The 16,612-nt window shown below is 46.8% G+C and carries 11 protein-coding genes; all 11 read left to right on the top strand.

Translation table 11 applies throughout. From position 1 onward, the window contains the following. The first annotated feature begins 1 nt into the window (after position 1). Positions 2–766, top strand: coding sequence for an SDR family NAD(P)-dependent oxidoreductase (locus tag AC59JT_RS10830; RefSeq protein WP_497398629.1), 765 nt, complete (start codon positions 2–4; stop codon positions 764–766). Positions 767–896: 130 nt separating this feature from the next. Continuing rightward, positions 897–1,754, top strand: coding sequence for a fumarylacetoacetate hydrolase family protein (locus AC59JT_RS10825; protein ID WP_497398627.1), 858 nt, complete (start codon positions 897–899; stop codon positions 1,752–1,754). Continuing rightward, entirely contained in the window at positions 1,741–2,571 is an 831-nt protein-coding gene (locus AC59JT_RS10820) for an amidohydrolase family protein (RefSeq protein ID WP_497398625.1), read from the top strand. Before AC59JT_RS10825 ends, AC59JT_RS10820 begins: the two co-directional genes overlap by 14 nt. 32 nt (positions 2,572–2,603) lie before the next feature. Then, on the top strand, positions 2,604–3,386 hold the full coding sequence (locus AC59JT_RS10815; RefSeq protein WP_497398623.1) for an SDR family oxidoreductase: 783 nt from the start codon (positions 2,604–2,606) through the stop codon (positions 3,384–3,386). A 148-nt stretch (positions 3,387–3,534) separates the two neighbouring features. Next, on the top strand, positions 3,535–6,198 hold the full coding sequence (locus AC59JT_RS10810) for an alpha-L-rhamnosidase (protein ID WP_497398621.1): 2,664 nt from the start codon (positions 3,535–3,537) through the stop codon (positions 6,196–6,198). Positions 6,199–6,204: 6 nt separating this feature from the next. Beyond that, positions 6,205–9,456, top strand: coding sequence for a glycosyl hydrolase (locus AC59JT_RS10805; RefSeq protein WP_497398619.1), 3,252 nt, complete (start codon positions 6,205–6,207; stop codon positions 9,454–9,456). Between the two features lie 20 nt (positions 9,457–9,476). Next, positions 9,477–10,511, top strand: coding sequence for a GntR family transcriptional regulator (locus tag AC59JT_RS10800; RefSeq protein ID WP_497398617.1), 1,035 nt, complete (start codon positions 9,477–9,479; stop codon positions 10,509–10,511). Between the two features lie 130 nt (positions 10,512–10,641). After that, positions 10,642–11,730 (top strand): L-rhamnose/proton symporter RhaT, encoded by a 1,089-nt coding sequence (gene rhaT / locus AC59JT_RS10795; RefSeq protein WP_497398615.1) that lies wholly within the window; start codon positions 10,642–10,644, stop codon positions 11,728–11,730. 22 nt (positions 11,731–11,752) lie between these two features. Then, a complete protein-coding gene (locus AC59JT_RS10790) occupies positions 11,753–13,873 on the top strand; it encodes a bifunctional aldolase/short-chain dehydrogenase (protein ID WP_497398613.1) in 2,121 nt (706 codons plus the stop codon). Between the two features lie 77 nt (positions 13,874–13,950). Further along, entirely contained in the window at positions 13,951–15,225 is a 1,275-nt protein-coding gene (locus tag AC59JT_RS10785; protein ID WP_497398611.1) for a sugar isomerase, read from the top strand. A gap of 5 nt (positions 15,226–15,230) precedes the next feature. Further along, entirely contained in the window at positions 15,231–16,607 is a 1,377-nt protein-coding gene (locus AC59JT_RS10780; protein WP_497398609.1) for an FGGY-family carbohydrate kinase, read from the top strand. Positions 16,608–16,612 lie beyond the last annotated feature (5 nt).

Below are 16,612 nucleotides of genomic sequence, written 5' to 3'. Positions count from 1 at the left end.
TATGTTTAGTTTAAAAGATAAAACAGCGGTAATAACCGGCGGCGGCAGCGGCATAGGCAGGGCCATATCCCTGCTGTTTGCTAAGCAAGGTGCGGTGGTGCACATCATCGAACTAAACGCTACTGCAGCGCAGGAAACTGTGGACGAGATCATGAACACCGGCGGTTTGGCACAAGCACACAGCTGTAATGTAAGCAGCCAGGAAGATGTGGTGGCCATATATAATGCTATTGGTGTGGTTGATATATTGGTTAATAATGCAGGCATAGCCCACATAGGCGAAGCTGACAACACCAGCGAAGAGGATTTTACGCGTGTATTCAACGTAAATGTTAAAGGCGTTTATAATTCGCTGTTTGCCGCCATCCCATTGATGAAGAAGCAGGGTAAGGGCGTTGTCCTTAACATGGCTTCCATAGCTGCTATTGTTGGCTTGAGCAGCAGGTTTGCCTACTCTATGAGCAAAGGTGCCGTAGCGGCCATGACCTTATCTGTGGCGCGGGATTATATCGACCAAAATATTCGTTGCAACAGCATATCTCCAGCCAGGGTACACACCCCTTTTGTGGACGGCTTTATTGCCAAAAACTATGCCGGCCGGGAAGAAGAAATATTTGATAAACTAAGCAAAAGCCAGCCGATAGGCCGCATGGGCACGCCGGACGAAGTGGCATCATTAGCGCTGTATTTATGCAGCGATGAAGCCGGATTTGTAACAGGCTGCGACTATGCTTTGGATGGGGGATTTGTGAAATTGAATAGTTAGAATTAAGTGCACCGGGCTTGTGCGATTCCCCTTTTGAGAGGGGGAAGGGGGGCTTTCGCGAGACGAACACACCCCGTGCAGCTGCACCGGCCATCGCGCCCCTCTCAAGAGGGGAACTAAATATGATAATATGAAATTAATACGATACGGCGCTGCCGGAAACGAAAAAACGGGCATCATCATTAACAATACCCGCTACGATACATCAGCCTTCGGCGAAGATTACAACCAAAAATTCTTCGAAACCGGCGGACTGGACAGGTTGCAAGAGTTTTTGAAAGCTAACGAAGGCAAACTACCACAGGTAAGCGACGATGAGCGTTTAGGCAGTCCATTTGCCCGCCCATCAAAGATCATCTGCATCGGCTTAAATTACGCTGATCATGCAAAGGAAACAGGCGCTACGCCGCCTGCCGAGCCGGTGGTGTTTATGAAATCTACCACCGCGTTGATTGGTCCGAATGATGATGTGGTGATCCCGCGTGATTCGGTGAAAACGGATTGGGAAGTGGAACTGGCCGTAGTTATCGGCAAAAAAGCGAGTTATGTAGATGAAGCCGATGCTTTGAATTACGTGGCCGGGTATGTATTACATAATGATGTTTCAGAACGTGAATTTCAACTGGAGCGCGGCGGTACATGGGATAAAGGTAAAGGCTGCGACACCTTCGCGCCGATGGGCCCATTTATGGCTACGTCGGATGAACTGGCGGATGTAGATAACCTGCGCCTTTGGCTAAAAGTAAACGGTAAAATGATGCAGGACGGTAACACTTCCAATTTCATATTTAAAGTGCCCGAAGTGATCGCTTACCTAAGCAGGTTCATGACCTTGCTACCTGGCGATGTAATATCAACCGGTACGCCGGCGGGTGTTGGTCTGGGCTTTAAGCCACCCATTTATTTGAATCCGGGCGATGTGATGGAATTAGGCATTGATGGCCTGGGCGAAGCGAAACAAGTTGTAAAAGCTTATGCTAAGAATTGATTCGCATAATCACTTCTGGAATTATGACCCGGTAAGGCATGCTTGGATCAATGATGATATGGAGATCATCCGGCAGGATTTTTTGCCCGACGATCTGGAACCCATATTGCACGAATACGGTTTTCAAGGTTGCATAGCTGTGCAGGCTGATCAAACCGAAACCGAGAATCATTTCCTGATAGAGCAGGCATTAAATAACAATTTTATAAAAGGCGTAGTAGGCTGGGTTGATTTTAAAGCGAAGAATATAGAAAACCGGTTGGCCTACTACCAACAGTTTAAAAGTATAAAAGGTTTCCGCCACATATTACAAGGCGAAGCCGACAGAGCTTACATGCTCAATAATGACTTTAAGAATGGTATAGCCAAACTACAACAGTATGGTTATACCTATGACCTATTAATATTTGCCGATCAGATCAATTATGCCAACGAGTTTGTAGCCGCCTTTCCCGATCAGCCTTTTGTGTTGGATCATTTGGCGAAGCCGGACATCAAAAACGGGCATATTAACAACTGGGCTAAGGAAATTAAAAACCTTGCCCAACATCAAAACCTAAGCTGTAAACTATCGGGTATGGTTACCGAGGGCGACTGGAAAAACCATCAATACGAGGACTTTGTGCCTTATATGGATGTTGTTTTCGAAGCTTTTGGCATCAACCGGGTAATGTACGGCTCAGACTGGCCGGTATGCCGCGTAGCCGCCACTTATAGCGAAACGCTGAGCATACCCGAAAGGTACGTTTCCAAACTCAATGCCAATGAACAGGCAGCTGTTTGGGGCGATAACGCGGTGAGGTTTTATAAGCTATAAAGTATCGGTAAAAAAATAATGAGAAGAGAAGAATGGATCTGCAATTAAAAAATAAAGTAGTTATAGTAACAGGTGGTGCTAAAGGTATTGGCGAAGGTATTGTGCGTTTGCTGGCGCATGAAGGTGCGATACCTGTTATCATTGGGCGCAAAAAGGAGGATAACCTTATCCTGTTGAACGATCTGCAGGCACGAGGCCACGAGGCTTTTCAGGTAGAAGCTGAATTAACCAACCCCGACGAATGCCATAAAGCCGTAGCGAAAGTAATAGTTAAATACGGCAGGATAGAAGGCCTGGTGAACAATGCCGGCATGAATGACAGCGTTAGCCTTGAAAATGGAAACTACGAGGATTTTATGCATAGCCTGCATCGTAACGTGGTGCATTACTACCTGATGGCCCAATGCGCCTTGCCCGAGTTAAAGAAAACACAAGGTGCCATAGTCAACATTGGCTCTAAAGTGGCTGATACCGGGCAGGGGAATACATCGGCCTACGCCGCGTCAAACGGTGCGCGCAACGCCCTGACCCGCGAATGGGCGGTTGAATTGCTGCCTTATAACATCCGCGTTAACGCTGTAATTGTAGCCGAATGCTGGACGCCTCTTTATGAGTCGTTTCTTGATACGTTGCCCGACCCGCAAGAAAAAAAGAGAGAAATAGAACAAAACATCCCGCTAGGGAAACGAATGACCACTACGTTTGAGATTGCTAATACAGTAGTATTCCTGCTTTCGCAGGCATCAAGCCATACAACCGGCCAGTTGATATATGTGGATGGTGGCTATACCCATTTGGACAGGATGATCAGGTAAGTATCCCCACACTAATTGCTAACCATGACAGTACATGATGCTTAAATGCAGGCTAACAATAAATTTGCCCTGTAAACCCTGTACTAACCAATATTTCCGAATATATTTATGGGGGGATGTACTCATCTCCTTATCTTAAACTACCATTATGATCAAACGTGTTTCGCTGTTTGCGGCAGCCGCATTACTATCGTTAAATGCCTTTAGCGCGGGCATGCCTATGGTTACATCGTTTAAATGCGAATACCTTGTAAACCCTTTGGGTATCGATGCCAAACATCCCCGCCTAAGCTGGGTATTGGTTGATGATAGCCGCGGCGCGCGACAAGCCGCTTACCAATTATTGGTGGCTACCGATTCGTCGGCTTTAAGCACAGGCAAAGCCGATAGTTACCAGGGCGCTAAAATGGCTTCTGCAGTTAGTTTGGTTACTTACCATGGTAAAGCATTGCAGCCCTTCACCAAATACTACTGGAAAGTAATGGTATGGAATGCTGCCGGTAAAATGATCGCATCGCCCATTAATAACTTTGAAACCGGTATGATGGATCAGCGTAACTGGAAAGGCGCATGGATAAGTGATAATAAAGGTATTGCCGTTAAACCTGCCCCGTACTTCAGGCATGTTTTCAGCGCCGCAAAAAAAATAAAAAGCGCCCGCGCTTATATTGCTGTAGGCGGATTGTATGAATTATATATCAATGGCGAAAAGATAGGTAACCACCGTATGGATCCGATGTATACCCGTTTCGACAGGCGTACTTTGTATTTAACGCACGATGTTACCGCACAGCTGAAAGACGGCAAAAACGCCATTGGCGTTTTATTAGGTAATGGCTGGTACAATCACCAAAGCACAGCAGTGTGGTGGTTTGACAGGGCTCCATGGCGTAACCGCCCTACATTTTGTTTAGATCTGCGCGTAACTTACACCGATGGTACAACCGAAACCATTAAATCAGGCACCGACTGGCGCACTTCGTTAAGTCCTATTGTATTCAACAGTATTTATACAGCCGAGCACTACGATGCCCAACTGGAGCAACCCGGCTGGAATACCGTTGATTTTGATGAGAAGAAATGGGGCAGGGCCATCCCGCGTTCGGCACCGTCTAACAACATTGTTTCGCAAGCCATGCAGCCGGTGCGTGCTGTCGAAACTATCCCTGCAAAAAGCATGATCAAACAAGGTGAGAATGTTTACCTGTTTGATTTGGGCAGAAATATATCGGGCGTAAGCCGAATTACCGTTAGCGGTGAAAAAGGTACCGTTATCCGCCTAAAACATGTAGAGAAACTGGATAAAAACGGCAAAGCTGATATGAGTAATATTGATGTGCACTATCGCCCTACTGATGATACCGACCCTTTCCAGGTGGATATTTTTACCCTGGCGGGGAAAGGTGAAGAATCGTTTTCGCCGAGGTTTAACTACAAAGGGTTTCAATATGTGGAGGTAATCAGTAATAAGCCCATCACGATCAATCAGCAAAGTATTACCGGCTATTTTATGCATAGCGATGTGGAGCCGATAGGGCAGGTATCATCATCAAACAACACTATCGATAAAATTTGGGCGGCTACCAATGTATCTTACCTGAGCAACTTTTTTGGTTACCCAACCGACTGTCCGCAACGCGAAAAAAATGGCTGGACAGGCGACGCCATCATAGCCAGTGAAACAGGTTTGTATGGTTTTGACGGCATCACCATTTACGAAAAATGGATGGCCGATCACCGCGACGAACAGCAGCCAAATGGTGTGCTGCCTTCTATCATCCCGACCGATGGCTGGGGCTATGAGTGGGGTAATGGCCCGGATTGGACGAGTACAGTAGCTATTATTCCGTGGAATCTGTATCTATTTTATGGCGATAGCAAAACGCTGAACGATAACTACGGTGCCATAAAACGCTACGTTGATCATATTGACGAGCTATACCCAACCGGCCTCACCACCTGGGGCCTGGGCGACTGGGTGCCGGTAAAATCAAAATCACCGGTGGAGTTTACATCTACAGTTTATTACTTTGCTGATGTTACCGTGCTGGCTAAGGCAGCAGCACTTTTCGGCAACAAAGCCGATGCAGCTAAATACAGTGCACTGGCTTTAAAAATTAAAAACGCTTTCAACGCTAAATATTTAAACGCCCAAACCGGCATGTATGATAAAGGTTATCAAACCGAGCTAAGCGTACCACTGTTCTGGAATATTGTTCCCGAAAACGCCAAAGCCAAAGTAGCCGCCAACCTGGCCGACCAGGTGCGCAAAGATAACTTCCATTTGGATGCCGGTATATTAGGTGCCAAAGCCATATTAACCGCTTTAAGCGATAACGGCTATGCTGATGTAGCTTACAAAATTGCCGCACAGGAAACCTACCCATCATGGGGCTGGTGGATAGTAAACGGCGCTACTTCATTGTATGAAAACTGGAACATCGAAGCTAAATCTGATCTGTCACTAAACCATATCATGTTTGGTGATATTGGTGCCTGGTTGTACAAAGGCGTTGGCGGCATTAAAGCTGATGCTGAAGCACCGGGCTTTAAAAATGTGATACTGCAACCAAACTTTGTTAGCGGCTTAGATCATTTTGAATCATCACATGTTGGCCCCTACGGCAAGATCGTATCTAACTGGAAGCGCGTTGCCGATGGTGTGGATTATACGGTGACCATCCCGGCTAACTCTACAGCAACCATACGCCTGCCACAGGTTGGTAAAAAGGTTTATGCAGATGGAAAACTTGTTGCTTCGCCGTCATCATTTAAACAGGTGGCGGGTACTTATGTGTATCAAATAAGATAAACAGCCATGATCAGATCACATCTGCCTAAATTGATAGGTACAGCGCTGTTGCTATTAGAGGCGGCTAAGCCTTTTGCGCAAAGTGCAAAGCAAGCCACCTCAACGCCTATGAAAGCCATTGAAACCGGTTTCATCACCGCACCAAAGGATATTCAAACCAGCGTGTACTGGTATTGGATAAATGATAACATATCCAAAGAAGGCGTAGTAGCCGACCTGGAAGCCATGAAACGCGTAGGCATTAACCGCGCTTTTATAGGCAACATAGGCTTAGGCGAACCCTACGGCAAGGTAAAAATGTTCAGCGATGAATGGTGGGAGGTATTGCACACCGCCTTAAAAACCGCTACACGATTGAATATTGAGATAGGCATATTTAATGGCCCGGGTTGGAGCCAGTCGGGCGGGCCTTGGGTAAAGCCGGGGCAGTCTATGCGTTACTTAACGTCTTCGGAAGTGATGGTGAAAGGGCCCATGGCAGTTAGCAAAGTTTTACTTGTGCCAGCTAAAGATTTTCAGGATGTAAAAGTTATTGCCTACCCGGTTGCTGATGATTTTGCGAAGGATATTTTTGACCTGAAAACCAAATTTACTTCAACACCGGTTTGGGATGATTTAAACTCAATAATAGACCATAACGATAACACCGGCATCAAATTTAAACGCGGCGAAAAGTACGTGTTTGATGTGGAGGTTAACGACATTTATACAGCCAATAGCGTTACCATCACCCCGCTAAAACAAGCCATGAAGCTGGAAGGCCAGATACAGGTAAAAGGAATAGAAGGCTATGCTACCATAAAAAAGTTTAATATTGATCGCAGTAACAGCAATTTGAATGTGGGCTTTACGCCTTATGGCCCGGCGGTTATTAGTATACCAAATATTCGCTCGAAAACCTTCCGCATCGTATTTAACAACACGCAGCAAAATTCCGGCGTAGCCGAAATTAAGATATCAAGCACCCCGGCGGTGGAGAATTATATTGAGAAAACGCTGGCCAAAACCTGGCAAACCCCGCTGCCTTACTGGGATGCTTACCTGTGGCCCGCGCAGCCGGTGGTTAAGGATAAAAGCCTGGTTATCGACCCGGCTAAGGTTGTAGATATCAGTAAATACATGACCGCCGATGGCACCCTGAAATGGAATGCACCGACCGGCAATTGGATCATTGAGCGCACCGGCATGGCGCCAACCAACGTACAAAATGGTCCTGCGGCACCGGAGGGTACAGGTTTGGAGACCGATAAAATGAGCAAAGCCCATATAGAAGCGCATTTTAACGCTTTTATGGGTCAGATAGTAAAACGCATACCCGCTGCTGACCGAAAAACCTGGAAAATGGTAGTGCAGGACAGCTACGAAACCGGCGGCCAAAACTGGACCGACGGCCTGTTTGATAAATTTAAACTAAACTACGGCTACGATCCAACCCCATACCTACCCGTACTGCAAGGCAAAGTAGTTGGCAGCGCCGATCAATCCGACCGCTTTTTGTGGGATTTGCGCCGTATGATAGCTGATAAAGTGGCTTATGATTATGTAGGCGGCCTGCGCGATATCAGCCATAAAAATGGTTTAAAAACCTGGTTGGAGAACTACGGTCACTGGGGTTTCCCAGGGGAATTTTTGCAGTATGGCGGGCAAAGCGATGAGATAGGCGGCGAGTTTTGGAGCGTAGGCGATTTGGGGAATATTGAAAATCGTGCGGCTTCATCAAGCGCGCATATTTATGGGAAGACAAAAGTGTCGGCAGAATCTTTTACCAGCGGTGATCCGGCTTTTTCGCGCTACCCCGCCAAAATGAAACAGCGTGCCGACAGGTTCTTTACGGAAGGTATTAACAACACTTTGCTACACGTTTACATCCACCAGCCTGATGTTAATAAATTGCCGGGCCTGAACACCTGGTTCGGTAACGAGTTTAACCGCAACAACACCTGGTTCCCGGAGATGGATGTGTTTGTGCAATACATTAAACGTTGCAATATGATGTTGCAGCAAGGCAGGTACGTAGCTGATGTGGCCTACTTTATAGGTGAGGATGCTCCCAAAATGACCGGTGTGCAAGACCCTGAAATGCCAAAAGGGTATTCCTTCGATTACATTAACGGTGAGGTTTTAAAAACCCGCGTTACCGTACAAAATGGCCGCTTAATCTTACCCGACGGTTTAAGCTACGGCGTACTGGTGCTCCCAAAATTGGAAACCATCCGCCCGGAAATGCTGGCGAAAATTAAAGCTTTGGTTGAAGCAGGCGCGGTAGCACTTGGGCCGAAACCATCACGCTCGCCAAGCTTACAAAACTTCGCGACAGCAGATAAACAAGTTCAAACTTTAGCCGCACAGCTGTGGGGTAAAATTAATGGCAGCACCATAAAAACCAACCGCATAGGCAAGGGGATGGTAGCCAGCGGCATGAGCTTGACGGAACTATTGGACCTGATCAAAGTAAAACCCGATTTCAAAACACCCGGCGATTCCATACTTTACATTCACCGCAATGTTGGTAATGGCGAGATCTATTTCCTGTCAAACCAAAAAGATCATCCCGTTAAGTTTGAAGCCACCTTTCGTGTAGGTAACAAGGTACCTGAGTTATGGGATCCGCTAACCGGCGAAACCCGCAGTCTGCCTACTTATACCACAACGGCCAGCATCACCAAAGTGCCTTTGCAACTGGAATCTACCGGTAGTACGTTTATCATCTTCAGGGAAACCGCGCCGCAGTTCCGCACCATGATCTACAAGCCTAATTTTCCGGAGGCTTTGAGCAGTGTAACTATTGATAAGCCGTGGACGGTGAACTTTGACAGCCAGATGCGCGGCCCCGCGGCACCTGTGGAGTTTAAAACTTTAACCGATTGGTCAGTGAATGAGAATGATGCTATCAAGTATTATTCAGGCACGGCGCTTTACAATAACTCGTTCAATATTGATAAACCGGCAAACGGCGAACAGGTAATCCTTGACCTCGGCACCGTAACTGCCTTAGCCAAAGTAACCGTAAACGGTATACAGGTTGGCGGCGTGTGGACCTATCCTTACACCCTCAATATCACCAAAGCGCTGAAGCAAGGCAAGAACGATATCGAGATCCGCGTGACCAATACCTGGGTTAACCGCCTCATCGGCGACAGCAAACTACCCGAAGCCGAGCGTAAAACTTCGCTTACTATTAATCCGTATCGCCCTAATAGCAGGTTGGAGCCATCGGGTTTAATTGGTCCGGTGAAGCTGAATGTGATAAAGTATTAGTTGTTTATATTTGTTAAGCGATGACGAAGCCGGTTTCATTTTTTGATATCATTACTATTGATGAGTATGCAGCTACGCCCAAGTACCTGCAACTCACCAATAAGGTATTGAACGCGGTGGAACTGGGCAAGCTTAGCAAAAATTACCTGCTGCCGTCCATCAACGAGCTAAGCTATCACCTGGATATATCGCGCGATACGGCTGAGAAAAGTTATAAGCACCTTAAAAAAATAGGCGTTATTACCTCGGTGCCGGGTAAAGGTTATTATATCACCAATACCGATTTCCGCCAGAAACTGCGCATTTTTCTGCTGTTCAATAAACTCAGCGCGCATAAAAAACTGGTTTATGATGCCTTCGCGGCGGCTTTGGGTGATGATGTGGCGATTGATCTGTACATCTACAACAATGATATCAGGCTTTTTAAAAAGCTCATCAGCAATGCCAATACCGATTATTCGCACTACGTCATCATCCCGCATTTTGTGGAAGGTGAAGAGAACGCTTTAGAAATTCTGGACACCATCCCCAAGGATAAACTCATCCTCCTGGATAAAAAAGTGACCGGCCTTAGCGGCGACTACAGCGCTGCTTACGAAAACTTTGAGCGCGATATTTACAACGCCCTGAGCGAGGCCCGCGAGCAGCTGAGTAATTACCATACTATCAAAATTATTTTCCCGCAGCCGGGCTATTATCCGGTAGAGATAGTAAAAGGCTTTCAAACCTTTTGCAGGCAGTACGCCTTCAATCATCACATCGTGAGCGATATTGCCAACGAGCCCATTAACAAAGGCGAGGTGTTTATTAATTTAATGGAGGATGACCTGGTAACGTTACTGGAACGCATCACCTCCCTTAAACTAAAAATTGGTAAGGATGTGGGCGTAATATCCTACAACGAAACGCCGCTGAAAAAAATTCTGCTCAACGGCATCACCACCATATCCACCGATTTCAGGGCCATGGGTACAACCGCCGCCCAATTGGTGCTGCAGGATTCGCGGCAGCATATCGAGATCCCGTTTCATTACATCCATAGGGCATCTTTATAACATTATAAGCCAGTTAATTATCCCAGCAGGGACAAAAATAAATCGTTTTAACAAGACAGTGCATGACAGTAGCCGCGGCCTTAGTGTGTAGCTTAGTTGTGTTATTAAACCACCATTATAAACCTATTTTATGCAAGCAATTTTTGGAGTGATCTTCCACTTTATTGGGGGATTTGCCTCGGGTAGTTTTTATATCCCCTACAAAAAAGTAAAGGGATGGGCCTGGGAAAGTTTTTGGATAGTTGGCGGCCTGTTTTCATGGCTCATAGTACCGCCCATAGCCGCATGGCTAACGGTGCCCGGTTTTGCCGACATTATTAAAAGCACCGCAGGTGGCACCCTGGCCATCACTTACATATTTGGCTTGCTTTGGGGAATTGGTGGTTTAACCTACGGCCTCGGGGTGCGATACCTCGGCGTATCATTAGGCAGTACCATCATACTGGGCCTTTGCTCGGTGTTTGGCGCGCTGGTGCCGGCGGTGTATTACAATTTTGCCCCGCAGGATGGTAAGGACAGCCTCACTACTTTGGCCACTACGCATTGGGGGCAAATGGTGCTGCTGGGTATCGCGGTGTGCGTAATAGGCATTATTATATGCGGTAGGGCAGGTACTTTGAAAGAGAAAGATCTGGCGAAGGCCGGTCACCCGGTAGAGAATAAGGATTACCGTTTTGGTTTGGGTATAACCGTGGCCATTATATCGGGTGTGTTAAGCGCTTGTTTCGCCTTCGGGATTGATGCCGGTGCATCGATGGCCGAGGCTGCAAACGTGGCTTGGAAAGCGAAGGAAGGCATTGCCGCTGATGGCGTTAATTTTCTGTACAAAAACAACGTTACCTACATTGTTATACTTTGGGGTGGTTTAACCACCAATTTTATATGGTGCATGATTTTAAATGCGCGTAACAAAACATTTGGCAACTATACTGATAGTAAAACGCCGCTGCTGAAGAATTATATCTTCTCGGCGCTGGCGGGTACAACGTGGTTCTTGCAGTTCTTTTTTTATGGTATGGGCGAAAGTAAGCTGGGCAACGGCGCCAGCTCGTGGATACTGCACATGGCCTTCATTATTTTGATTGCCAACATGTGGGGACTGGTTTTAAAAGAGTGGAAAGGCGTAAGCAAAAAAGCCTTTACAACAGTAATAGTAGGAATATTAACCATCATCCTATCGGTCGTTATCGTAGGATATGGCAACTCAATAAAAGGATAATACAATAATAAATAACAATACAATGTCTACTCAAACGCAACAATTTAAGCACGTAAGCTATTTATGGGATGATGCCAAAGCCGCCGAACTGGCCGGTGATGAAGTGGCCCTTTTAATATACCGCTCCAACCTTTTAGGAGCCGATCTGCGCCTCACCAACTACGGCGGCGGCAACACCTCATGCAAGGTTATTGATAAAGACCCGCTGACAGGTAACGATGTGGAAGTAATGTGGATCAAAGGATCGGGCGGTGATATTGGCACCCTGAAAAAAAGCGGATTGGCAGCACTTTACGTTGACCGTTTGCGCAGCCTTAAAAACGTTTACCGTGGTATTGAGCACGAAGACGAAATGGTGGAACTGTTTAACCATAGTATTTTCGACCTGGCTTCAAAAGCGCCTTCTATAGATACGCCGCTACACGGTTTCCTACCATTTAAACACATAGACCACCTGCACCCCGACGCCGCAATTGCTATCGCGGCAGCAAAAGACGGTGAAGAAATTACCCGCCAGTTATTTGGCGGCACAATAGGTTGGGTTAATTGGCAGCGCCCGGGCTTTGACCTGGGCCTGCAGTTAAAAGCCTGCCTTGACGCTAACCCCGGTATCCGTGGTATAATGCTGGGTTCGCACGGCTTATTTACCTGGGGCGATACGGCTTACGAAAGCTATATCAATACCCTGGAGGTAATTGAAAAATGCGCCGAATACCTGGAGCAAAATTATGGCAAAAAGGGCCCCGTTTTTGGCGGTCAAAAGATAACCAGTTTAGATTTGGACAACCGCAACAGTCAGGCTGCCGCCTTGGCGCCTGTACTGCGCGGATTTTGTTCCAGTCAAACTAAAATGATAGGGCATTTTACGGATGACGCGCGTGTGTTGGAGTATATCAACTCAAATGACTTGGAGCGTTTGGCGCCGATGGGCACCAGTTGCCCCGATCACTTTTTGCGGACGAAGATCAGTCCGCTGGTATTAGACTTAGCACCTGATGCTGACCTGAGCGATGTTACGGCTTTAAAAGCACAACTGGCTCCGGCATTTGAGGCGTATCGCCAAATGTATACCGACTACTACAACACCTGCAAACACGCCAACAGCCCTGCTGTGCGCGATGCTAACCCCGTAGTGATACTATATCCGGGTGTGGGTATGTTTACGTTTGCTAAGGACAAACAAACCGCCCGTGTAGCCGCCGAGTTTTACACCAACGCCATCAACGTAATGAAAGGTGCCGAAGCGATATCAAGCTATACCTCGCTGCCACGCCAGGAGGCTTTTGATATTGAATATTGGTTGTTGGAGGAAGCAAAATTACAGCGTATGCCGAAGCCTAAAGCCCTATCGGGCCGTATAGCCCTGGTAACCGGCAGCGCGGGAGGTATAGGTAAAGCTATCGCGAAGAAATTTGTTGACGAAGGCGCGGTTGTTATTTTGAACGACATGAACGAGGAGCGCCTGCAAGGTGCATCCGAAGAATTTATCAAACTATACGGTAAAGATGTAAGCACCACCGCAGTGTTGGATGTTACTAATGCCGAACAGATAAAAGCGGCCATGGATAAAGCGGCTTTAACTTTTGGCGGTGTGGATCTGATCGTAAACAACGCGGGCCTGTCTATTTCCAAAACCATAGCCGACCATACCGAAAAGGATTGGAACCTGCTGTATGATGTATTGGTGAAGGGGCAGTTTTTGGTTACGCAGGCGGCAACGGCGGTGATGCAAAAACAAGGCACCGGGGGCGATATTATTAATATTGTAAGCAAGAACGCTTTGGTTAGCGGCCCGAATAACGCAGGTTATGGTAGTGCCAAAGCCGCGCAACTGCACCTGAGTCGTTTGAACGCTGCCGAACTGGGTGCAGATAATATCCGTGTTAACGTAGTGAACCCCGACGCGGTAATTAGCGACAGCAACATTTGGGCCGGCGGATGGGCCGAAGGCCGTGCTAAGGCTTACGGTATTACCGTGGAAGAATTGCCAGCCTATTACGCCAAACGCACTTTACTGAACCAGGTAATTTTGCCTGAGGATATTGCTAATGCTTGTTTCGCCTTAACAGGTGGCTTGCTCAACAAATCAACCGGTAATGTGATCAATGTTGACGGTGGGGTTGCTGCCGGCTTCGTGCGCTAATAGCTAACAAAAAAATCTACCCGTACCTGCCCAATTTTCCCTAAATTGTTGGGCAGGTACGTTATAACCTATAAATTATGCAGATAGAAAAATATAAAGTTGATGAACTGAACCATCAGCAACTGAAGAATCATACCCGTGCTTTTGAATATGTAGCTGCCGATGTGCAAAACCTTGACGAGGTTTTAACCAAATTAGCTGCCTTTAACGTAACCATACCAAGCTGGGCCCTGGGCACCGGCGGTACACGCTTCGGTCGTTTTTCGGGCGGTGGCGAGCCACGTAGTTTGGTGGAGAAGATAGAGGATGTAGGTGTTATCCATGCTCTGAATAGATCGAGCGATTCTATTTCCCTGCATATCCCCTGGGATATCCCAAAAAACGCTTCAGAGATCAAAGCTTTGGCTTCACAATTAGGTTTACGTTTTGACGCGGTTAATTCAAATACTTTTCAGGATCAGCCGGAGCAAAAACATAGCTATAAATACGGCTCGCTACACCATGTAGATAAAGCGGTGCGCGATCAGGCCGTTGAACATAACATAGAGGTTATCAAATACGGTGTTGAACTGGGTAGCAACGCGCTTTCGGTTTGGTTGTCGGATGGTTCAAATTTTCCTGGTCAATTAAACTTCCGCAACGCGTTTAACAATACCTTAGAGAGCTTGCAAGCCGTTTACGCCGCCATGCCGGATGACTGGAAGGTTTGGATAGAATACAAGCCCTACGAGCCTAATTTTTATTCGACCACCATCGGCGATTGGGGACAATCATTCCTGTTGGCCAACAAACTGGGCGATAAAGCTAAAACACTGGTTGACCTAGGTCACCACCTGCCTAACACCAATATTGAGCAAATTGTAGCCTTAGTACTGGCGGAAGGTAAGCTGGCCGGTTTCCACTTTAACGATTCAAAATACGGTGATGACGATCTGACTGTGGGCAGCATTAACCCATACCAGCTGTTTCTGATATTTAACGAACTGGTAGAAGGTATGGACAACCGTAATATGAACCATGCCCGCGATCTGGGTTGGATGATAGACGCGTCACACAACGTGAAAGATCCGATAGAGGATTTGCTGCAATCGGTAGAAGCCATCAAGATAGCGTACGCGCAATCATTATTGATTGATAGGGCGGCACTGGTGCAAGCGCAGTTAAGTAACGATGTAACCAAAGCACAAGAGGTATTGCAGCAAGCTTACCGGACGGATGTTCGTCCGCTGGTTGCTGAGGCAAGATTACGTACAGGCGGTGCTTTGCAGCCTATAAATGCTTATCGCAATTTAGCGGTACGCGATAACCTGATAAAAGAAAGAGGCTCTAAAACTGTAGCCACCGGTTTGTAATACTGATGAAAATACCGGTTGCTGCCATATTTGATGTTGGGAAAACCAACAAAAAGCTCTTCCTGTTCAATGAGGATTATAAAATTGTGTTCGAGCGTTCGGCCAAGTTCAACGAGATCGAGGATGAGGACGGTTTTGCCTGCGATAATCTGGAGGCGCTGGAAAGCTCGCTAGTAAGTTCGTTGAATGAGGCTTTTGCTATGGAGCAGTATGATGTGCGTGCCATAAACTTCGCTACTTACGGTGCCAGTTTTGTTTATATAGATGAAGAAGGCAAGCCATTAACGCCACTGTATAATTACCTCAAGCCTTTAGCCGAAGAACTGAAAGCCAAATTTTATGCTGATCACGGCGGCGAGGAAACCTTCGCACGTAAAACCGCGTCGCCGGTGCTGGGGAACTTGAATTCGGGGATGCAGGTTTATCGTATCAAGCACGAGCAGCCTGATATTTTCGCTCAAACCAAATACGCCCTGCACTTGCCGCAATACATGAGCTATGTGGTGGCTCACAAGGCCGCCAGCGATATTACCAGCATCGGTTGCCATACTAACCTGTGGGATTTTGATCAAAATCAATATCATGAATGGGTTCAACAGGAAGGCATAGCCGAAAAGCTGGCCCCGGTAATTGATAATGAGGACGCGATACAAACAACTTACCATGATAAAGAAGTAGCGGTAGGTTACGGGCTACATGATAGTTCATCAGCGCTGATACCTTACCTGGCTAATTTTAAGGAGCCTTTTATGCTGTTATCAACCGGTACCTGGTGCATCAGCTTAAATCCGTTCAACAACACACCGCTAACGGCTGATGAATTACAACAGGATTGCCTGTGCTATATGGATTATAAGGGGAATCCTATTAAAGCATCGCGCTTATTTGCGGGCCAACAGCACGAGGATCAAACAAAGCGGCTGGCCGCGCATTACGGCCATCACGTGAGTAAATACAAATGGGTGGAGTTTAACCCGGAGACCATCAGTACGCTAAAATCCGATCCTCGTAAAGTAAAAAATGGCGATTTGCTACCTTTTGCCGATGTTGATCTGGCCTGGTACGATTATGATGAAGAGGCTTATCACCATTTGGTTTACGATTTAGTGCGCCAGCAGGTAAAATCATCCAACTTAGTCCTTAAAAACACAGCTGTTAAACGTATTTTTGTTGACGGCGGCTTTGGTAAAAACCAGGTGTACATGAATTTGCTGGCCGTGGCTTTCCCGGATATGGAGATCTTTGCGTCATCCATGCCGCAGGCCACCGCGCTGGGCGCTGCAATAGCGATGCATAAACACTGGAACAGAAAAGCCATGCCAACCAATTTAGTGGAACTCGATTACTTCGCGTTCCACTCGTATATACCACAACGATATTAAATTTA

The sequence above is a fragment of the Mucilaginibacter sp. A3364 genome (genome assembly GCF_059690715.1).
This window is presented reverse-complemented; position numbering and strand designations above follow the sequence as displayed.

Excerpts from the sequence above, each read along its gene's own strand:
- AC59JT_RS10830 (WP_497398629.1), top strand. The coding sequence starts at position 2 with ATGTTTAGTTTAAAAGATAAAACAGCGGTAATAACCGGCGGCGGCAGC.
- AC59JT_RS10825 (WP_497398627.1), top strand. The coding sequence starts at position 897 with ATGAAATTAATACGATACGGCGCTGCCGGAAACGAAAAAACGGGCATC.
- AC59JT_RS10820 (WP_497398625.1), top strand. The coding sequence starts at position 1,741 with ATGCTAAGAATTGATTCGCATAATCACTTCTGGAATTATGACCCGGTA.
- AC59JT_RS10815 (WP_497398623.1), top strand. The coding sequence starts at position 2,604 with ATGGATCTGCAATTAAAAAATAAAGTAGTTATAGTAACAGGTGGTGCT.
- AC59JT_RS10810 (WP_497398621.1), top strand. The coding sequence starts at position 3,535 with ATGATCAAACGTGTTTCGCTGTTTGCGGCAGCCGCATTACTATCGTTA.
- AC59JT_RS10805 (WP_497398619.1), top strand. The coding sequence starts at position 6,205 with ATGATCAGATCACATCTGCCTAAATTGATAGGTACAGCGCTGTTGCTA.
- AC59JT_RS10800 (WP_497398617.1), top strand. The coding sequence starts at position 9,477 with ATGACGAAGCCGGTTTCATTTTTTGATATCATTACTATTGATGAGTAT.
- rhaT (WP_497398615.1), top strand. The coding sequence starts at position 10,642 with ATGCAAGCAATTTTTGGAGTGATCTTCCACTTTATTGGGGGATTTGCC.
- AC59JT_RS10790 (WP_497398613.1), top strand. The coding sequence starts at position 11,753 with ATGTCTACTCAAACGCAACAATTTAAGCACGTAAGCTATTTATGGGAT.
- AC59JT_RS10785 (WP_497398611.1), top strand. The coding sequence starts at position 13,951 with ATGCAGATAGAAAAATATAAAGTTGATGAACTGAACCATCAGCAACTG.
- AC59JT_RS10780 (WP_497398609.1), top strand. The coding sequence starts at position 15,231 with ATGAAAATACCGGTTGCTGCCATATTTGATGTTGGGAAAACCAACAAA.